13 protein-coding genes are annotated in these 19,782 nt (G+C 48.9%); 8 read left to right on the forward strand and 5 right to left on the reverse strand.

Annotation, left to right across the window (positions count from 1 at the left end; genetic code table 11):
• Positions 1-20: 20 nt before the first annotated feature.
• Entirely contained in the window at positions 21-1,403 is a 1,383-nt protein-coding gene (locus tag ACTS3T_RS06120; RefSeq protein ID WP_377962680.1) for a gluconeogenesis factor YvcK family protein, read from the reverse strand.
• Between the two features lie 222 nt (positions 1,404-1,625).
• Here ACTS3T_RS06120 and ACTS3T_RS06125 point away from each other — a divergent pair, with 222 nt between their 5' ends.
• The 8 genes from ACTS3T_RS06125 (at position 1,626) to ACTS3T_RS06160 (ending at position 10,605) form a co-directional block, all read left to right on the forward strand.
• Positions 1,626-2,441: an ABC transporter ATP-binding protein gene (locus ACTS3T_RS06125; RefSeq protein ID WP_377962683.1), complete on the forward strand. Its 816-nt coding sequence runs from the start codon at positions 1,626-1,628 to the stop codon at positions 2,439-2,441.
• Between the two features lie 23 nt (positions 2,442-2,464).
• Complete coding sequence (locus tag ACTS3T_RS06130; RefSeq protein WP_377962685.1) at positions 2,465-3,778, forward strand: MlaD family protein; 1,314 nt, start codon at positions 2,465-2,467, stop codon at positions 3,776-3,778.
• Positions 3,779-4,107: 329 nt separating this feature from the next.
• Positions 4,108-5,874 (forward strand): hormogonium polysaccharide biosynthesis glycosyltransferase HpsE, encoded by a 1,767-nt coding sequence (hpsE, locus tag ACTS3T_RS06135; protein WP_462934852.1) that lies wholly within the window; start codon positions 4,108-4,110, stop codon positions 5,872-5,874.
• Positions 5,875-5,963: 89 nt separating this feature from the next.
• Positions 5,964-6,935: a hormogonium polysaccharide biosynthesis glycosyltransferase HpsE gene (gene hpsE, locus ACTS3T_RS06140; RefSeq protein ID WP_377962691.1), complete on the forward strand. Its 972-nt coding sequence runs from the start codon at positions 5,964-5,966 to the stop codon at positions 6,933-6,935.
• Positions 6,932-7,999 carry a glycosyltransferase gene (locus tag ACTS3T_RS06145; RefSeq protein ID WP_377962694.1) on the forward strand — a complete coding sequence of 356 codons (1,068 nt, stop codon included), beginning with the start codon at positions 6,932-6,934 and terminating at the stop codon, positions 7,997-7,999. The genes hpsE (ACTS3T_RS06140) and ACTS3T_RS06145 overlap by 4 nt, the downstream gene beginning before the upstream one ends.
• Positions 8,000-8,022: 23 nt before the next feature.
• The gene (locus tag ACTS3T_RS06150) at positions 8,023-8,853 is read left to right on the forward strand and encodes a sulfotransferase family protein (RefSeq protein WP_377962697.1); all 831 of its coding nucleotides are present in this window, start codon (positions 8,023-8,025) and stop codon (positions 8,851-8,853) included.
• A 113-nt stretch (positions 8,854-8,966) separates the two neighbouring features.
• Positions 8,967-9,677, forward strand: coding sequence for a sulfotransferase domain-containing protein (locus tag ACTS3T_RS06155; protein ID WP_462934853.1), 711 nt, complete (start codon positions 8,967-8,969; stop codon positions 9,675-9,677).
• Between the two features lie 43 nt (positions 9,678-9,720).
• Positions 9,721-10,605, forward strand: a complete 885-nt coding sequence (locus ACTS3T_RS06160; RefSeq protein ID WP_462934854.1) for a hypothetical protein — start codon at positions 9,721-9,723, stop codon at positions 10,603-10,605.
• Between the two features lie 7 nt (positions 10,606-10,612).
• On the opposite strand, the gene ACTS3T_RS06165 is transcribed toward ACTS3T_RS06160, so the two are convergent.
• Genes ACTS3T_RS06165 through ACTS3T_RS06180 form a run of 4 tightly spaced genes read right to left on the reverse strand, consistent with a single transcriptional unit; the run spans position 10,613 to position 19,670 of the window.
• Positions 10,613-13,111, reverse strand: a complete 2,499-nt coding sequence (locus tag ACTS3T_RS06165) for a hypothetical protein (RefSeq protein ID WP_377962706.1) — start codon at positions 13,109-13,111, stop codon at positions 10,613-10,615.
• Between the two features lie 51 nt (positions 13,112-13,162).
• Positions 13,163-15,205: an OmpA family protein gene (locus ACTS3T_RS06170; protein WP_377962709.1), complete on the reverse strand. Its 2,043-nt coding sequence runs from the start codon at positions 15,203-15,205 to the stop codon at positions 13,163-13,165.
• Positions 15,205-18,777 carry a TonB-dependent receptor gene (locus tag ACTS3T_RS06175; RefSeq protein ID WP_462934855.1) on the reverse strand — a complete coding sequence of 1,191 codons (3,573 nt, stop codon included), beginning with the start codon at positions 18,775-18,777 and terminating at the stop codon, positions 15,205-15,207. The genes ACTS3T_RS06170 and ACTS3T_RS06175 overlap by 1 nt, the downstream gene beginning before the upstream one ends.
• Positions 18,774-19,670, reverse strand: a complete 897-nt coding sequence (locus ACTS3T_RS06180) for a DUF11 domain-containing protein (protein ID WP_377962715.1) — start codon at positions 19,668-19,670, stop codon at positions 18,774-18,776. Before ACTS3T_RS06180 ends, ACTS3T_RS06175 begins: the two co-directional genes overlap by 4 nt.
• Positions 19,671-19,782 lie beyond the last annotated feature (112 nt).

Consider the following 19,782-nt stretch of genomic DNA (forward strand, 5'->3'; position numbering starts at 1 on the left):
TCCGGCAACCCAACCACTCTTTACCAAATTCCTTGCGTACGGGAATACCACCGCAGTAAAACTCGCGCTAAGCGATGCGGATCGTGGCGAATAGAACCGCTTTTTTCATCTATTTTCATCACGTTGGCTAGCACTATGCGCCGCCCTGAGGCGATGATCGTGTCTCGGTCAAACACAACCGGGGTAGCTCCTTCTTGGGCATAGTGCTTTAACACATCTCCTGCGGGCGATCGCCGTTGCACCAGCACCGCGTCAAAAAGCGGTCGTCCACAGGTTTGATCGATAGCTCGAATGTGATCCGAGACACTATAGCCATCGGTTTCTCCTGGTTCCGTCATAATGTTGCAAACATAAATGCGCGGCACATTCTGCTGAGCGATCGCAGCGGCAATTTCCGGTACCAGTAAGTTAGGGGCAATGCTGGTGTACAGACTTCCTGGCCCAATCACAATATAATCAGCTTCGTCAATCGCCTTGAGCGCTTTGGGTAGGGCGGGTGGATTGCTCGGTGTACAGCCAATCCGAACAATTTGCCCTTTAGCCTCTGTAATACGAGATTCCCCTTCAATCCGACGGCCATCCTGCAGTTCAGCCCACAGCCGTACATCGCTTAGAGTAGCTGGCAACACCTGCCCTCGTACAGCCAACACTTGAGAGCTAGCAGCGATCGCCTGTTCTACATCACCCGTAATATCATTCATGGCGGTCAGAAACAAATTTCCAAAGCTGTGACCCGACAGCCCACTACCCGCGCTAAAGCGATATTGAAACAGTTCCGTTAGCAGCTTCTCTTCATCCGCCAAAGCTGTCAGGCAATTGCGAATGTCACCAGGGGGCAAAATCCCCATTTCTCGACGCAGCCGCCCAGAAGATCCACCATCGTCAGCTACCGTGACAATTGCTGTGATGTTAGCGCTGTAACTCTTTAGCCCTCGCAACAGCGTCGAAAGCCCGGTACCCCCCCCAATCACCACAATTTTAGGGCCTCGGTAAAGCCGCCGCTGATTCATTAAAACGTCAACTAGGTCGTCTTCATTACCGGGCATCAACACTTCAGTGATGGCTCCCAACGTTCGGGTCTGGCCCCACAGAATGAGCAAAAAACCCAGCAAAATCCCCAGCGGCCCGCTAATGTAGCTAGGGATGATGGTGCTAATCAGCCGCAAAACCACCCCTAAAAACTGCACCGTGTAAAACACAGGCGTCAGCTTCAGCCAAATCGCTACGCCTATGCCCACAAGCAAAACGCCAATCGTACTGAGAAACAGCCAGCGCTTTACCAAAAGTCCGGGCGCTAACCACTTGACCCAACGATTAATCCGAGGTGGCGTGGCGTAGGTTGTCTCTCGTAAGAGAAACCGAAAAGACTTGCGTAGCCTTCGTTTTAAAGAACTAAAGGGCATAGATAAAAATCAAGCGCACAATCAAAACAATGAGCAAACCTGTCCACTCAGTCACGGATGGCATAATGGGAATCTATCAGCACTTGAAATCTCAAACCACGCCCCGATGCTATCAAGCATTTGATAGAGTCTATGCAGAGCAAGGGAGATCGTCCAATCCACCTCGCCTCTGCTTAGTGTGCCATCCCTAAGCATCTGTTCTGCATAAATTTCGGATTAACTATGTACGAGCTAGAGAATGAGCGCCAGCAGAATTGTGTAGAGGAACCCTTAGTTGAACTGAAAGGTATTCGTAAAATTTTTGGCTCTAACCGCGTCCTTGACGATGTTAATCTTTCTATCAACCGGGGCGAAGCACTTGCCATTATTGGCCCTTCTGGCACCGGAAAGTCTACTATTTTGAGAATCATTGCGGGCTTGCTAGCACCAGATCAAGGCGACATTTACGTCGCTGGGCAGCAGCGAGTCGGTCTGATCGATGATTCGCCTGATCCAATCCGGATTGGCATGGTGTTTCAGCAAGCAGCCTTGTTCGATTCGCTCTCGGTTGACGAGAATGTGGGCTTCTTTCTTTATCAACATTCACGGCTCGCTCGCTCAGAAATTCGTCAGCTCGTTGATGAAGCGCTAGAAATGGTTGGTTTACCTGGAATTGCCGATCGTTACCCTGCCGAGTTGTCGGGAGGCATGCGTAAGCGAGTCAGCTTCGCCAGAGCGGTAATTGCCAACCCCGAAAATCCTCACGATCGCCCTGACTTACTCCTGTATGATGAGCCTACAGCCGGCCTTGATCCCATTGCCTCTACTGTGATTGAAGATTTGATCCGGGAGATGCAGCAAGGGCAAGCCTGTAGTTCTTACGTCATGGTGACTCACCAAGACAGTACGATTCGCCGCACTGCTGATAGGGTTTCATTTCTTCATCAAGGTAAAATTCAGTGGAGCGGCTCTGTCGCAGATATTGACGAAACTGACAATGCCCTTGTGCGTCAGTTTTTTAGTGGCAATGTTGAAGGCCCTATCCACGTGGTTGGCTAGGCAGCAGTGACTCAGGAGAAACTATGCGGGCACGCACCATTCGAGAAGGATCAGTAGGTTTACTGATCTTAGTAGGAGTCGGTTTGTTTGGCGTGTTGGTACTTTGGCTGAGGGGGCTTAATCCGGGACAACGCAGCTATCGAGTCCTCACTGATTTAGAAAACGCAGAGGAAATTCAGATTGGAACGGTCGTTTTTTATCGCGGAGTTCCGGTTGGACGCATTATAGAAATCGATCCGGGCACGAATGCCGTCGATATAGAAATTGAAATTACCAAGCCTGATTTTATTATTCCGAGTGAATCGGTCGTAGAAACTAACCAGTCTGGACTCATTGGTGAAACAACAGTAGCCATTATTCCGCAAGAAAGACTGCCTGAGTCGGCTTTAGCGATGAGTCCGTTTGGCAATCAGTGCGACAGTAGCATCATTGTTTGTGATGGCGATCGCTTACCAAGTGCCCCAGGTCTGAGCTACGACACGTTAATTCGCTCGGCTGATGAGATTGCGTCTGCTTTATCTGATCCAGAACTGATTGAAGAAGTTAAAGTTCTGGTGCGCAACACATCGGTTATTACGCGTAACGTGGTTGACCTGAGCGATGAGCTAACTGAATTAACCCGTGAAGTTAGACGAGAGGTGGCTCCGGTTACAGCCACGACTCGGCAAACGCTGCTGACGGCCAGTGCCGCCGCCGCCGCCGCTGGAGAAGCCGCACGCCAAGTGCAGCTAACGGCTGCTGAGGCCAATAGCTTGCTGATTGCTAATCGAGCCAGTGTGGTGACCACGCTCAATAACCTCAGTGCCAGCAGCGATCGCCTCTTAAGTGTGGTCAATAGCGTGGCTCCTACCGTTGAAGAAGGAGAATTAATCAGCAATTTAGAAATTCTCTCAAGTAATGCCGCTGCCGCCTCGGACAACCTGAGAAGCATTAGTCAGGCTTTTAATACACCTGAAAACTTGGTGATGTTGCAGCAAACTCTAGAGTCTGCCCGCAATGTTTTTCAAAGTGCCGAAAAAATTATGGCCGACGTTGACGAACTCACAGGTGATCCCGATTTTCGCAACAACATTCGTAACCTGGTCAATGGTTTAAGTGGGCTGGTTTCTTCTACTAACACGCTTCAGGAACAAACTCAGCTAGCGCAGGTCTTAGAACCCGCGAGTCAAGACTCGACCCCAGCCGTTACCTTTGCCTTGCAACCGCTTTCGCAAGATGTTGTGAATGAATCTCTCAAATCTACCTCACTGCCTATTATTGTCCGCGATGGCCAGCCTTACGTGCTCAGAGCCATCTACCCATCTACACCCAAAGCTCAACCCAACAGAACTCCTTAGCGTACCCAACGGTTACCTGAAAAAGGCAGCCCGACCCGCAAGCTACGCTGCTTTTGTCGTAGCATGAAGCCTCGCTAAAGCTGTTCTAGTTCCCTAGGGTAAAATTCGATCCGCACTTTAAACTGTCTGTCAGCGTTTATGAGAGATCTCTACGCCTCAGCCAGAATACTTTATACTCGAAATAATGGGTGTTCGCTACTTTGCTCAATTGACTCAGCGTTGGTGTCTTCAGCATCATTGCTGAATTTTCAGTTAATATTTTTTCTTCCTTAGGTCTCGGCATAATCGGCAAGAAAAACTAGAAGCCAGATGAGCTGTGGCTGACTTTCATGACAATTGTTACAGTTGCGATTCCCACTTTTAACGGCGAACAGCGTCTACCCCAAGTCTTAGAGTGCCTACTACGACAGGTCAACTTAGAAAAGATTGTTTGGGAAGTTTTAGTTGTTGACAACAACAGCACAGACGCAACTGCCAAAATTACTCGCCACTACCAGCAAACCTGGCCTAGTGACAGCAGCTTACAATATTGTTTTGCAGCTAAACAAGGCGCTGCCTTTGCGCGGCAAAAAGCTATTGAAGTTGCCCAGGGAGATATTGTTGCTTTTCTAGATGACGACAACTTACCAGCGGAAAACTGGGTAGAACAAGTTGCTCAATTTGCAATAGCTCATCCCCAAGCAGGAGCCTTTGGTAGTCGAATCTATGGATGTTTTGAAGTTGAACCGCCGCAGCAAATTGCTGAAAAGATTGCCCCTTTCTTAGCAATTGTTAATCGGGGTGAAGAACCCCATCAATACTACGCCAATCAAAGAGTTTTGCCACCCGGTGCAGGACTGGCTGTTCGTAAGCAAGCTTGGGTAGAATCGGTGCCTGCCAACCTCTTTCTCAACTATTTGGGACAGTGTGCCAATGCCAATACGGCGAGTGAAGATTTGGAGGTTTTGATTCATATTCAAAAAGTTGGCTGGCAAATTTGGCATAATCCAGCGATGGTGGTCTATCACCAAATTGCTAAAGAACGTTTGCAAGAACGAAATGTACTAATGCTGCTGCGGCGAATTGGCCTTAGCCGCTTTCACATTCGGATGCTACGCTATCCGCTTTGGCAAAGACCGTTATTAAGTGTTTTACATTTTTTATTAGACTGTGCCAAGCTTCTGGTTTACTACTTTTCGTTACCTTTTGATCAACAGCGATCGCACTTTGATCATCTTTGCCAAAGAGAGTATTTGTGGAGTAGCTTGCTGAGTCCATTTTTCCTAATTAGGAAATATCAGCTAGAGCGTAAGATTGCTCAAAAACGCCAAAAAAACACGCCTGACCATGAATTTTGGCTGAGCAAAATTTCCACAGCCTTTGAAAAACAACTGTTCTGCCTATTTGTTCAACCAATAAAGTCTTTAGATGCGCTCAACCAAGAACCTTGCTTAGTAGAAGTTTTACTCAGACTCCAGGTTGATGGCAACGGTATTAGCACCTTTTGTGCGAATGATTTTATGCCAACTGCGGTTTCGTTTAGCTTGACTCAGGTGATCGACCGCTGGGTAATTGAAGAAGTCGTCAGACTAATTTCTACCCAGCCTGTCAAGTGGTCAGGTCAGCATCGTCAAACAGAACCGCTTTATTTTGTGAATCTCTCAGAAAATTCTCTAAAAGACGAACACTTTGCTAAATTTTTAGCAAAGCTACTCAGGTACTACCCTTACCTAACTCACCGCATCTGTTTCGAAATACCTGAATCAGTTTTGTTGGCAGATATCAATCAGTCTACTCAATTTATTCGAGAGATCCGAGGGTTAGGGTTTGCCATAGCCATCGACAAGGTGAGTCATTTTTCTGGCTTGAAAAAGCTTTTACAACACACCCCAGTCGATTATTTGAAGGTCGATGTCCACCAGTTAGAAGAGTCCTATCGAGATTTAATCTTGTTGCAACGTTACCCTACAAATGAAGGTTTTTGTCCCAAGCTCATAGCTATCCAGGTAGAAAATGCCGCTTTGGTGGAAAAAGTTCAAGACTTAGGCATCGATTATGCTCAGGGCTATGCTATTGGAGTACCCCACTCACTCAAGATTCTCGACTTAGTAGCTTGAGGATGACTTAAGTCTAGGGTTGCGTGCAAAAATATTCAGTTGAGGGGGCAATCTAACTAATAATGAGTGGGGTGGCGGGTTAGGAGTTGATGGACACCCAAACTGTAGAAATTGACGTAACAGTAGCTATTCGAGCTTACAACAGTGCCACCTGCTTACCCGAAATCTTAAGACGGCTGAAGCAACAACAAAACACCTCAGCGCTGAGGTGGGAAGTCATCGTTGTCGATAACAACAGTACTGACAGCACGCCTGCTATTGTGCAAGCATTTCAGGAAAATTGGCCCCCAGCTTTTCCGCTGCGCTACTTTGTAGAAAAGAAACAAGGCGCTACGTTTGCCCGCTGGCGAGCCATTCAAGAAGCTAGCGGCAGGCTCATCGGTTTTTTAGACGATGACAACTTACCTGGCGATCGCTGGGTAGCTGCTGTCTTTGAGTTTGGGCAAGCTTATCCCCAGGCAGGCGCTTACGGAAGCCGCATTGTCGGTAAGTTTGAGTCTGTGCCGCCGCCTCATTTTGAACGCATTCAATCTTTCTTAGCCATCAAAGAACGCGGCGATCAGCCCAATCAGTACCGCCCGCAAGTTCTGAGTTTGCCCGCAGGGGCAGGTCTCGTTGTCCGCAAACAAGTTTGGCTCGATTGTGTGCCTCAAACCCAGAAACTACAAGGCCCTATCAGTCAATCGTTGGCGGCAAAAGGAGAAGATTTTGAAGCACTCTTATACATTGCCCAAGCAGGATGGGAAATTTGGTACAACCCCAACATGCAAATTGAGCATTGGATTTCAAGCCAGCGATTAGAGCGACAATATTTAATTTCCCTCATTTGGGCTGTCGGGTTAAATATTTATTATTTACGAACGATTAACGCTTCCAAAGCCCAAAAGCCTCTGATTGCAGCTCGACTTGTGGCAGGAAATTTTCGGCGATTAGTCTTTCACATTGGACGCTATCGATTTGACGTTTTTAGCGATACTGTAGCCGCTTGTGAACTGTTTTTTTTCCTGAGTGCTTTGGTAAGTCCCTTTTGGTCTATCCTTCCAAAAGGCGAAAGACTATGAAAATTTTGATGATAGCTAAATTAGGGCCAGAAAGTGCATATTTGAGGCTGTTCAAAAAAAACTTGGCGCTCCATAACGTAGAAATAGATTTCTTTAATTATTATCAGCGAAAGCAAATTTTTCCTATATTTTTGCAGGTATTTTGGTCTACTTCAAAATACGATGTTGTTCATTTTCACTGGACACATCCTTACATATTGGCTAATAGCTTTGCTGTGACACTGCTGTATTCTTGTCAGTTTTTGGTTGATGCATTTTTACTGCGTTTATCTGGCGCTAAAATCGTTTGGACAATACATAACCATCTTTCTCACGATGGCCGATTTAAAAATTTAGATAGATTAGTCAGTCAGCTTTTAGCTCGAATGGCTAATAAAATTGTTTTACTAAACCAGACAACCGCTGATATGTTGAGCCAAAGCTATTCTTTCCCGCTCACTAAAGCAGTTATCATTCCTCACGGAAACTATAAAAACTATTACGGGTCTGCTATTCAGCAAGCTGACGCTAGAAAAACGCTTGATTTACCGTTACAAGGAAAAATTTATTTGAGCTTAGGGCTGATAAAAGCCTACAAAGGGTTAGAAAATTTAATTAATGTTTGGACAAGTTGCTCAGCCCTAAACCCGGATGATTATCTGCTAATCGTCGGTAAGGTAGCCAGTGAAAACTATGCCAAAGTGATTCAAGAAAAGGTTTCTCAAACCCCTAATATCATCTTAAAAGCTGGCTTTGTCAAAGACGACAAGATTCACTTATTTTATAGCGCAGCCGACATTGCTATTTTTCCCTTTAAAGAAGTTCTAAACTCAGGCAGTTTAATTTTGGCTATGACTTATAGCAAGCCTGTTATTGCGCCCAACTTTGAGAGCATTGCTGAAGTATTAGACCACGCTACCCATTTGCTATACAACCCAGAAGATCCAGAGGGGTTAGTAAACGCGCTGATTAAAAGTAAAGAAGTAGATTTGAATCAGCTAACCTTGTTAACCGACGAGGCGTGTGACAAGCTTGACTGGGAAAATATCTCGCAGTTAACGCTAGATCTTTATCAAACCGTTTAGCTTAAGTCTGTAGGAACGCTACTATGGGTGCAACTATAAAATCTCGTATTTTTTTGGTAGGTTGCCCTCGCTCAGGAACGACGCTACTGCAAAGTTTATTAGCAGCCCATTCAGATATTCAGTCTTTCCCCGAAACCCATTTCTTTAGCCATTTGTACCCAGCAACCCAATCAAAGCGAAGAAAGCTCGGATTAGCAGCTCCTGCTGTTAAAGAACACTTAAAAAAAACTTTGCAAACTATGGGAAAGAGTGACCTAATTCAATTAGTTTCTCCCGCAAGTTTTTTCTGCTTTCAGTACATCAATGCTTATATAAAAATTTTAGACCAAATCACCTTGCAAAGCAAAAAGTCTTTCTGGTTAGAGAAAACTCCAAAACATCTTCACTATGTAAACCAAATTGAAAGTGCTGTTCCGAACTGTAAATTTCTTCATATTGTCAGAGATGGAGTTGACGTTATTAAATCTCTTTACGCGGTAACCCGTCAGTTTCCTCAAAGTTGGGATGGCCCGTGGACTTTAGAAAAATGTACTGACCGATGGATAAACGATTATCGCTTAACTATGCGTTGTGCAACAAGCGATCGCCATTTAATCGTTCACTATCAAAACTTAGTTGAAGATACGGTTTTAGCTTTGGAAAAAATTTTTGAGTTTATTGAAGTCCCGTTTGAAGTTGGGGTTTTGGAAGATTATAGAAAAGTTTGCTCTAGCCTAATTTTGACAGAAGAGGTATGGAAAAATCAGGTTCAAAGCAACATCGAGAACATTCCTAAACGCAAAGCTTACACCTTAAGCAAAGAAGAAGAAGATTATGTCGTCAGAAGACTTAAAAGCCTAACTTTAGACAATTAGCAAAGTGGTTTATAGATATGTTTTCAAAAGTTCAAAAGCTTTTTAGAGTTGCTTCGTCTCAGTCTGAGCAGTTCGCAAAAGATAAAGTAAAAATCATTTCAACAGATACCTTTTTGGTTTCGTATCCAAAATCAGGTAATACCTGGTTACGATTTTTAGTGGCTAACTTAAAATCTCAAGCTGATGTTGATGTTTCTTTTGCCAATATAGAAAGTTTAGTTCCCGATATTTATCGTAATTCTAATCAACAGCTTTTGTCTTTACCACAGCCCAGAATTTTAAAAAGTCACGAGTGTTATCAAGCCCGTTATCCCCGCGTCATCTATATCGTTAGAGATCCTAGAGACGTCGCTATTTCTTATTATCATCATCTGGTTAAAGCTCGTAAGCTAGAACAATCAGACATGATTGAAGCGTGGCTACCCGATTTTATTGCTGGTAAATTTCATCCCCAGTTTGGAACTTGGGCTACGCATGTAGAGAGTTGGAGAAAAGGAACCCTCGGGGCTTCTAACTTTTTACTGGTTAAGTATGAGGATTTACTGGAAAATCCGGTAGAAGTGTTAGGGGAGGTGGCTCAATTTTTGTCTATACCCCCTGATCAGGCTCGGCTTGAAAAAGCGATTGAATTGAGCCGCGCAGATAGAATGCGACAGCTAGAAATTGAAGAAAATTGGCAGCCTTTTGCAGGCAATATGCGCCAGGATATGCGTTTTGTGCGGGCTGCTATAGCGGGAGATTGGCAAAATCACCTTTCAACGATCGCTGTTGAAACAATAGAAACAGCTTGGCGATCGCCAATGAATGCCTTAGGCTATCTCTAAAAGATTTTGTCAATCATCTGTACTGCCCTCTTCAAAAGCCCATATGCTTAAGCTTGCTCATATTGTGAATCCGGTCGTAGTTAAACCTACTTCCGATTTGTATGTAGCCCAACCCATTGCTTTTGAGTCTATGCAGATTGCTCAGGCGATCGCAGCCACTCATAGCCTTGAAGTTCAACTGTATTCAGCCCAGTTTAGCGAAGACGAAGCGTTTGCTAAGCAGTACTTTCAAACGACGCCTAATTTAGAACGCTCCGTCTTAGACTTCGGCGAATTTAAGCAGCCGCGCAAACTGCCTTTATTACAAGATATTTTGAACCGTCTGCTTGTAGCCGCCTCAGATGCAGACTACCTGATCTATACCAATGCAGATATTACGCTGATGCCTCACTTTTATCTTACAGTGGCTCAGTTAATTCAGCAGGGTTACGATGCCTTTGTGATCAATCGCCGCACAATTTCTTCTACTTATCAAACCCCAACTGAACTCCCCCTGATGTACGCAGAGGTGGGTAAAGCCCATCCGGGGCACGATTGCTTTATTTTCAAACGCGAGGCGGGCGCTAACTATCAGCTTGATCACGTTTGTATTGGCATTAGTTTGGTCGGTAAAGCGCTTTTGATCAATTTAATTAGCCACGCCCAGCGGTTCGCTGAATTTCGCCATTTTCACCTGACCTTTCATCTGGGAAATGACACCATTTGGCAATCTGAAAAGCTAGACGACTATACTCGCCACAACTTACAAAGCGTCAACCAAATTTTAGCGGCGTATGAAAGCGAAGGAGGGCTAGTACAGCATCCACTCATCCAAAAGATCATCCACAACCGCAACATAGAATTCTGGACGAATCGCCAAGCATCTACCCAACCCCAAAGCTGGAAAAACAAACTACGCGATCGCTTCTCCCGCTGGTTGAACCCGTGATAACGGGTTAAGGCACCGCTACTCTAAAGCGCAAAAAGCCAGCGGCACCCGCGTTGACATTAAAAGGCCCTACAATCACAGCGCCATTGGGATTGTTGCTAGGCGGCAAGCAAGGGGGAACGTCAATCGGGGTTAGAGGATTGCTAAAAACACTGGTGTCAGGCTGGTTTGCTAACGGATTGGTCGAATCGTTTAGGGCTGTGCTGTTGGCAACATAGCTTGTACCCGTAGGGATTTGATCGCAAATTTCCACGTCCGTAGCTGCAGCATTACCGCCATTGGCAAAATAAACGGTGTATTCAACCACATCACCACTTTGCAACTGGGGTTCACCATTTGCCGGGTCGATATCAATTTGCCCAATAGGAGCAATACCCGCCGCTTGAACCGCTGCTACGTCTGGATCACTACTGTCTTCGACGGCGTCAAAAAAGCCAGCCGGAAAAACGCTCGACCCTGTGACATTGGTAATTCGCTTGATAATACTGAGATCTGCGCCAAAGTTAATTGGGGTTGGGTCGTTGTTGTTCGTAGGATCTTGATCGGCGTCGGGATCAACCGCCAAACCATCTTGGGAGGTGTCTTGAACGGGAGTACCCGGATTAGCTGGATCGGTGCCAACGGCGGTGACCGTATTGGCATACTGTAAATTACTGCCCGGATCGACCTGAACGGTAAAAGTAACCTCTACAAAATCGCCGGGTTCCAGATTGGTGCCAGCAGATAGTAAGTTGACGTCATTGGTAACGCTCAGGCCGCCATCAAAATTAGGGTTAATGCCAGAAACCGTACCTTGCAAAGCTCCACCTGCTGTATTTCCAGTAGTGGCGATCGCAGGCGCATTAGGCCCGGTCGTCACTAGTTGAGCACTGGTAGCAGGCGGCGTATTGGGAGGATCGGCTAGAAAGGCATTTTGTAGATTTTCGTTGAGTTCTACATTGGTAAGCGAAACGTTACCAAAGTTTTCAACCCGAACCGTAAAATCAACCTCGAACAAATTACCGCCAATATTTCTAGGCGTACCTGCTTGCTTAGCCACGCCAATTTCAGGGTTGCGTCTCACCTGCAAAGGCGTAGGGTCAGGAAAGGCATTAGGAGTATCAGGAAAATCAGAAACACCCAAAACCGTAACGCTGGTTCCCCCGGCTTGTCCGGTTAGCTCGGCCTGGTTAAAGAGTCGATCGGTCGGATCCCCCGGATTAGAGGCGGGCGTGCTGGCAGGCACCCGAACGTCAATGCGAATCACACTGGTCGATCGCGCTGGAATGGTAATGTTGGAGATTTGCAGGGTATTGGTATTGGCAAAGTTGTTGACGGTTGAGCCAACAAAGGGATTCACCAAGCTGCCTGCAACAAATACCCGGCCATCGTTGACAAAATTTTGTCCGGTGGAGTCCGTTCCTAAAATATCTGAAAACGTAACGTTGTTAGTTTGAACGCTGGTGTTGTTAATAATGGTGTATTCGTAAGTGACGGTTCCCCCAGCATCCACAATGGCAGGACTCACTGTTTTCTGGATCGTTGGCGTGTAGGGACAGGCCGCCCCATCATTTTGGGTTGAGTTTCGGGCAGAGCCTAGAGACGACAACGAAGGCGACGTTGTAACGTCGGTAATTCGCAACAGTTCACCGTTGTTGGCGCTGTTACCCACAAAGTTTTTGTAGAGATAAAGGGTACCTTCGGCGTCAAAAAAGACCGCTCCGAAAGGCTCCGTATCAGCTGGGCTAAGCACGGGTACACCGGGAACTACCGTCAGCGTGGGGGGATCTTGCGTGGCATCAAAACGCTTGAGGCGACCATCTTCGCGATCGACCCCATAAAACAAACCATCAACGGGGTTAAAGGCAATATCAGGAATAAACGGAATGAAAGGCGAAGCTAAGCTGTTGTCTCGAATATCCGTATCGCCTATAATCGTCGCTCCGGTAGCGCCACCCCCGCTTTCATCGCCAATCAAATCAAATTGAATTAGGTCGCCGCCATTACTCAAGACAAAGTAACGACCAGCATCATTAAAGCCACCCGCAAACAGTCTGCGTCTGTTGGGGTCGCTGGTGTCGTCAATTTGAGCCGATAAATCTAGGGTTGTAATAGAAGTAATACCAGCCGTTGTAATTTCGTAAAGCGTATAGTTTGCCTGAGATCCGACGATGGTGGGATCGCGATCGAAGGCATAGAAGCGACCATTTTGCACATTGAAGCCCAAAGCATTGAAGTTAATTCCAGAGGTATCTACTTCTAGCAGGGGGTTGAAGTTTGGGTCAGTGGTAGATGGATTAGCCGTATTAATGCGATTGAGATCGATGTTGGCGGGGACATCTGTTCCCTGGCTGAGAAAGAAGAAAGGTTCACAGCTAAAAGCCGTTTGTGCCGAAACGTCAGGCGTGTAGCCCAAACCAAAGGCGAAAAGCGTCGCTATGCCGATAAACGGTCGCGACCCGCGTTTGATTGAGTCGATAAGGGGGCGGGCGATCGCTGGGCAAATGGCGGCTTGCGGCTTGTCCATAATTTTTGAGCGACGAAGATTCAGCATTCTAAAAGTTTTTGATGAATCAGCCTACTCTGGCTGGAGGTCGGTTTCTTGCGATTCAAAAATGATGTCGAGACCGCGCGTGTCTTCAAAGATGAACTCAACGCGGCGATCGCGGGCGTAATCAATGCGACTACTGCCCGTTGTGGCTCGCTGACTTTCACCGAGAGGCACAATGCGCATCCGCTCAGCCGCAACCCCCTGACGCAACAAATAGTCACGCGCTGATTTGGCTCGGCGATCGCTGAGTGCCTGGTTATAAGCCACGCTCGCTCTTGGATCGGTGTGCCCCTGAATTTCAACCGTCAAAAAAGGATATTCCAGCAATACGGCTGCAATGCGGCTTAGCACCTCAGCACTGGCGGTGCTGATATCAGCACGGTCGAGGGCAAAGTGAATGTTACGAGGCACCCGCAAACGAATCGGCTCAGGGGGTTCAACCAGCGGTGGCTGCTGCACAACAGGCGGTAAACAGCTCGGCGCATTGACAGGTTGAGAAAGCAAAACAGGCACGCTACCGTCAGCCGCAGCCACCGTTGCTAGCGCACTCGGTTCAGAGGTGCCATAGCGAGGGTCAGTAGCGATCGCGCTGATCGCAGTCCCTGCTGGCAGAGCCACCACCGCGCTAAACGTTCCTTGCTCAGTCACCGGAACAGTCGTCAGCAGCTTTGCCAGCGGACGGTAGCTACCCGCTGCTGACACCTGGTAAAGATCAACTTCTGAACCGGGATCCGCCCGACCATTGAGGCTGACCTGGTCACCCACCAGCGCAAAAGTAGAAGCATTAAACTGAGGCGCGTTGATAGCGGCATTGCCCGTATCCTCGCGGCGGTAGCGCGAGTTGCGGGGAGGATTAGGGCCATCGCCCTGTTGAAAATCCTGCACCTGCACATTGTGAGCATAGTTGAGGTCAATGCTTAAGCCGTCTAGCGCTGCAAAGCGATTGTTGCGAATAATATTGCGATCGCTCAGCGGAAAAGCAGTCACCGCTACCCCTGCCCCAGGCTGATAGCCAATAAAGTTATCGGTAATCTGGTGAGCCTGCCCCATGACGTAAACGGCGGCTCGTTCAAAGCGGCGACCGTTAAATTGAATGATGTTGTCGCGAATGGTAGCCGCTCCCGTTGGCTTGAACATAAAGATGCCACTGCCGTCATTACCACACAGCAGGTTATCAACAATGGCGGCATCGGTGATCTCACCTTCTAGCCGAATTGCGTCTGGCATACCCGCTAAACCGTTGCTCAAAATCGTGTTTTGCGTCACCTGTAATCCTTGAGCCCGGACGCTGGTAATAATGCCGCTGCCTTCGTGATACTCAATGCGGTTCTGACGAATCAGCGGATTAACGGCATTAAACACCGACACGCCAAAGGTCGAAGTTTGATCCGGAATTTCACCCGTCGGCGGTAGTCCTAGCCAGTTTTGTTCAATACGGACGTCTGCCGGAGCTAGTTCAGCCTCATAGTCAAAAAAACGAACGGGGGGAGATAGCGGGCTAGCATCAGCCGGGGGAGGTGCGTTGCTGATAAAGATGTCGGCAGGGGGCGTCGTTTGCGTGGCACGGCTAGCAGCAGAAAAACCGTAAATGCTGAGTCCGCGAACAGTGACGCGATCGCCGCTAATCATCAGTCCCCGAAAAACCTCTGCTCCCGCCGCAGGCGTCAGGCTGACAATGGGGGTCGGCACCGCAACGTGGGCAGGAGGCGCAACCGATGGGTCGTAACCCGCTTGCGTGGTGCCGTCAATCGTCACATCTGCAGCCGTTACCGCTGGCAACAGTTCGCTTAGAGCAATAGTCGTTTCACCAGGGGGCAAATCAAAGCCAATTTGCGTGCCGCCAGCCGCAGAGGGACGTACCAGTGCTTGCTCGGCTGGACTGAGCGATTCGTAAGTTAGGGTACCGTTGGCTAAGGCGATCGCTTCTCTAAGAGTGAGGGCGGTGTCGGGCTGTTGCTCATCAAGGTTGCTATTGACCGTAATTTGATAGCCAGATTCAACCGGAATTTGAGCCTGAGCGATCGCGCTGACGCCCAGCAAAGCGATCGGAGCCAGAAAAAGTGAACGCATTAGATTTCGCCTCCCTCAGACATCACCGGATTCGCCTCTGCTGCGGCTGAATCGACATAAGATTCTTGCTGTTGCGGCGGTGACACCATCTGCAAGCCAAAATCATTAAACAATTCGTTGACCTTAAACGTAATGCCTAAATAAGGGCCGCTCTGAGAACGGTAGCCCCCACCGCCTACAAACGAGTTGTCATTGGCTTCGCCAAAGCTGTAGCCCACCCCCAAGCGCAAATTAGGCGTCAAATAGTAGCCAAGCTCTGCGGCAAAGCCGACTTCGTTGTAGCTAACGCGGGGTTGCCCAATCCAGCGAGCCTCACCTGTGATGTCCCAACGATAGGCAAAACGATAAGTTGCTCGCATTTGCGCTAGATGAATGGCGTTGGCATACTCAAAATCATCTGCCAGGGTAGCGGCGCTATAGCGCAAAGCGTATTTACCGTAAAACTCCCAGCGCCAATCGGGTGCGTAGATGCCCTCCAGCGCTAGCGTATGGTCTTTTGAATCATCGCCAGCCCCAAACAAAATAGTGTTTGGCGTGGTTGCTGGGTTGCGACGGTATTCGTAACTCAGCAGGCCGTTAAAAACATCGCTCACCGGGTTGCGGTAAGCTAGCCCTAATTTGAGGCTGACAGAATCATCTAAATCGTCTGTAATTAACTGGTTGGCGTAGTTGGCCTGACGGTAACGAAACAGCGTCGTCAGCGCGGGCGTCACCCGCCCACCAACGGCAGCCGTCAGCACGGTATTGCTACCGCCACCGTCATCAGCGCTGCGGTGTTCTAGGCGGGCACTGGCCTGAAAATCAGGGTTGTCCGTATATTCCAGTCCGGCGCTAAAGGCGGTACTTGACTGTAGCCCCAGCGCCGTGTTGTTTTGACCAACGGCAAAGGGTTGGGCAAACTGACGGCCAGCCCCGGTGAGGTTAAAGGCATCTCCATAGATCCGCTCAAAGCCTAGGGTAGCCCGCAACCCTGGTGCCAAAATCAGGCGGTGATTAAGGCCAATGGCTCCTTGCCCGGTAATGCCATTAAAGCCACCGAGCAAAGAATAGCGCTGGGTTAGAGAGGTGTTGTCGTCTAGTTCGTAGTTGGCGTTGGTGTCTAAGCGGGTAATAGAGCGCGGTTCATCCCCGCTAAAGGCAAACTGCTGCGACAGGGTCATGGTAACGCCCGGTTGAACCTGCCACTCTAAGCCTACTCGGGTACGGTCAGGGTAGAGCGGGTCTTCGTCATCCGCTAGATTCAGTTCTCCCTGAGCTAAAAATCGCAGCGTATTGGTAATGGGCAAGGTAAAGCGAGAAACCAGCTGATTGCTGACTGCATCAGTATTGGCCAGGTTGTCTTCGCGATCGCGGTGCAGCCAGTCAAAGCCCAAGACGGCGCTGCCCAACTGCTGCTGGATGCCAGCGCGAAAGGTAGTGAGGCGATTGTCAACGCGATCGCCCAAAACAGTTTCGCGTCCCGGTGAAAACAAGTCATTGACGGTAGTCAAAACCTGCGGGGCCTGTCCCTCGTTATCTTCTTGGTCAAACTGAAAGGCAAAAACGGTCGTTGGCCCCAACCGTGCGGCTAGCTCTCCTCCCCAGCGGGTTTGCCCCGGTCGAAAACTGGTGGTAGCGGTGTTAGTAAAGCCGCTATCGGCAGCCGTTAGATAAGCCCGCCCACGAATACCGCTGGTGATATTGCCCACCGCTTCAAAACGATAAGCATTGCCTGATGTTTCAGTGCTACCCACGTCAAAGTTAGAACGGGCCACTTCTGCCACCAGTTCCCCCGTTTCACCCAGTGGCAAAAGGGCATCAAAGCCAAACAAGGTAAAGTCGCGCACGCCTTGATCTTCAATCAAAGCCGTAGCACCAATCCAGCTATCCTCAGCGCTTAGCCCATTGTTGAAGGTGTATTGTAGACGACCTGCATAAAGGTTGCCGTCACCACCGTTGGGATTATCTACCTGGTAGGTAACGACAATGCGGCGTACCAGCAAATCGCCCAGCGGATTCACTTCAGTGGCGTAAATCGGCTGGCGAAAGAGCAACGTACCGCGATCGTAATCAATCTCGTAGTCTGCACCGCGATAGAGGGGTCGCCGCTCTAGCACTGTGCCGGGACGATTGAACTCTTCAATTTCTAAAAATACGTTTTCACTGCCCCGTAACACTAAGCGGCGAGACAGAAAATAAAAGCCACTGGTGCCATCTGGTGCCAGCGTATCTCGCTGAAAGGCACGAATATTGTTGGCGTAGAGCGCCGTTAGCTGAAAGCCATTGCCAAACGTGTAATTTCCCTTAAATCCATGTAGCTGGCGGGTCACCCCGGTAAAAGTTTGGGAAGGGCGATTGAGTTCTTGGGTGCTGAAGTCACCCCACATGAAGTAGTCAGGCTCAGCCCCCGGCACCACTGAGTCTCGCTGAAAGCGAACATAAAAGCTATCGATCGAAGGCGTGAGGAAGTCGTTAGTGGAGCTATCGCCATAGACTGGGTAGGTCTGTTCACAAAACTGAACGTCTCGAAACAAGCTATTGCTGCCGTCGCAGCGTTCATTGAGCGGTCGATCAGCGTTGAAAGCGCCAGTAAATTGCCATTCACCAAAACTGCCAATGGCAAACAGCGAGGCATCTAGATCAACTTCAAAGTCATCGTCGATGTCGCCAGGGTTAAGAAAATCACGAAAACTGCCCCAAAAGTTAGTCGCTCCTGGCCCTATGCGCAGGTCTATCACCCCCGATACCAAAGACGGTCTGAGGTCGGTAGTGAATTGAACGTAGGCGTAGGTCGTTATCTCTGGATAAGACTGATCAACCGCGTCGGCCTCAAGTCCTCTCGCGGCTAAGCCACTAACCGCAGCTCGCAACTGCACCTGCTGCGCTTCTAGCGTCGATCGCAATTGCGCTTGAAATTGCCCCCGACGCGCTAAAACCTGAAAGCCAGCGCGATCGCGGTCATAGTCTGCCCCCGCAAACTCGCCAGCACTGGCCGTTAGCGTGACGACCACATCGCGATCGATAGGTTGACCCGCTGCCCCTAAAATTTGGCCTTCTAAAGGCAGCAGCGATCGCCCATTGGCTGGTACGGTCGGCCTTTCGGTAGCCCTCAGCGTAATTTGAAATTCAGCTTCAGCTTCGAGCAGCGGCGATGGAAACTGATCAACCTCATCCACAAAAACGTCCTCAACCCCTGGATCATTAAAAATGACCGGATCAACAGCTTCCGCAGCCTTTTGATCAACCGGATCTGTTGAAGTTGTGGCTGGGGTTTGGGCGGTTGCTGGCGCAGACTCCAAGCTGACATTCGGCAATGCCTGCCCTGTTAGGGACAAGTCCGTTTCGGCAGCGATAGGCGCTTGCGTCAGCGCGGCCGCGTTTACCTCATAATCAGCCGCTGAGAGATCCGCAACCGTTACAGCCGTCTCAACTGTTCCAGCTTCAGCAACCGTCGCCGCTGGCAGGTCTTCTGAGGTAGCCGCAGCCGTCATCGTCTGCGCCGCTGCAGGAGCCGCTAGGCTTAAAGCACCCAAAAGTGTCGTCAGTGCGGTGGCAGAAAAACCGTCAGATACTTTAACTTGCCGCATCATCATGATTCTCCCTCTCCAAACGTCGGCGTGACGGCAAAGTTCATGCGAGCCAGTCCTCCAGGGGCCAAACGAACTAAGCGAGATTGGCTGTTGTTTTCAATGCGATAAAGATTGGGCGCTAAGGTATATCCCGGTAGACTGCTCAAATCCAAAGTGCCGACTCGATTGCCCGAAACCACATTGACAACTGAAAACAAGCCTTCCGGATCGGTAATGATGCGATTGCCATCATCCATAAAGATGACAGCGTTAGGCACGCCTGCCTCACCAGGCTGTTGCTCACCGTCAAAGTTTTTATCCACAAAGACACGACCAATAATCGTGCCGCAGTCCGACAAGATACCCGCTCTAATAGTGAGCTGAAACACTGCCGCCGCTGGTGGAATACCCGGTGCCGAAACCTGAGCCACGTTTTGCCCCGAACCGCGAATTGCATCAGGCGTTAGCAGAGCCGCATAGACAACTTCTAGCCGCTGAGTTGGCGATAGCGATAGCCCATCAAACTGGAAGACAACGCGGTTGCCATCAGGCGTGACCGCGCTGGGCGTCACCGAGACTCCTTCAACCGCCGCCCGCACAGAATTGTTAACGTACGTTAAGCCAAAGGGCAGTTGGTCTGCGATCGTGATGGGCGCAGCAACAGCGGCCCCTGTGTTTTGAATCAACAGGCGGTAGAGGACGACATCGCCTGGTTCAGCCGCTGCTCGATCAGCCGTTTTGGTAATGCTAAGCGCTGCCTGCCCGGGTATCTGAAACGTTGTTTCATTAGAACTGAGGGGAGTTCGATCTGGGCCAAAGGCTGCACCTGCCTGGTTAGTGACCATTGTTTGCGCTTGGCTAACGGGCACAGGCTGCCCTAAATAGCTCAGCAAATAGCTGACTAAAATTGCAATCAAAAACAGTAAGCCACATCGCAGGCCTTTTATAAGCCGTTTTTGCATTTCAAACACACGCTGCTAGGTAGCTGGAACGCAATCAAAACCTGCACCCCAAGGATCATCTTGATTG

Origin of the sequence: Almyronema sp. (assembly GCF_052168255.1) — a bacterium.
Classification (GTDB): Bacteria; Cyanobacteriota; Cyanobacteriia; order Phormidesmidales; family Phormidesmidaceae; genus Sphaerothrix; species Sphaerothrix epifaneia.

What these genes read in the sequence shown, in the direction of transcription:
- ACTS3T_RS06120 (WP_377962680.1), bottom strand. Translation starts at nt 1,403, where the DNA reads ATGCCCTTTAGTTCTTTAAAACGAAGGCTACGCAAGTCTTTTCGGTTT.
- ACTS3T_RS06125 (WP_377962683.1), top strand. Translation starts at nt 1,626, where the DNA reads ATGTACGAGCTAGAGAATGAGCGCCAGCAGAATTGTGTAGAGGAACCC.
- ACTS3T_RS06130 (WP_377962685.1), top strand. Translation starts at nt 2,465, where the DNA reads ATGCGGGCACGCACCATTCGAGAAGGATCAGTAGGTTTACTGATCTTA.
- hpsE (WP_462934852.1), top strand. Translation starts at nt 4,108, where the DNA reads ATGACAATTGTTACAGTTGCGATTCCCACTTTTAACGGCGAACAGCGT.
- hpsE (WP_377962691.1), top strand. Translation starts at nt 5,964, where the DNA reads ATGGACACCCAAACTGTAGAAATTGACGTAACAGTAGCTATTCGAGCT.
- ACTS3T_RS06145 (WP_377962694.1), top strand. Translation starts at nt 6,932, where the DNA reads ATGAAAATTTTGATGATAGCTAAATTAGGGCCAGAAAGTGCATATTTG.
- ACTS3T_RS06150 (WP_377962697.1), top strand. Translation starts at nt 8,023, where the DNA reads ATGGGTGCAACTATAAAATCTCGTATTTTTTTGGTAGGTTGCCCTCGC.
- ACTS3T_RS06160 (WP_462934854.1), top strand. Translation starts at nt 9,721, where the DNA reads ATGCTTAAGCTTGCTCATATTGTGAATCCGGTCGTAGTTAAACCTACT.
- ACTS3T_RS06165 (WP_377962706.1), bottom strand. Translation starts at nt 13,111, where the DNA reads ATGGACAAGCCGCAAGCCGCCATTTGCCCAGCGATCGCCCGCCCCCTT.
- ACTS3T_RS06170 (WP_377962709.1), bottom strand. Translation starts at nt 15,205, where the DNA reads ATGCGTTCACTTTTTCTGGCTCCGATCGCTTTGCTGGGCGTCAGCGCG.
- ACTS3T_RS06175 (WP_462934855.1), bottom strand. Translation starts at nt 18,777, where the DNA reads ATGATGATGCGGCAAGTTAAAGTATCTGACGGTTTTTCTGCCACCGCA.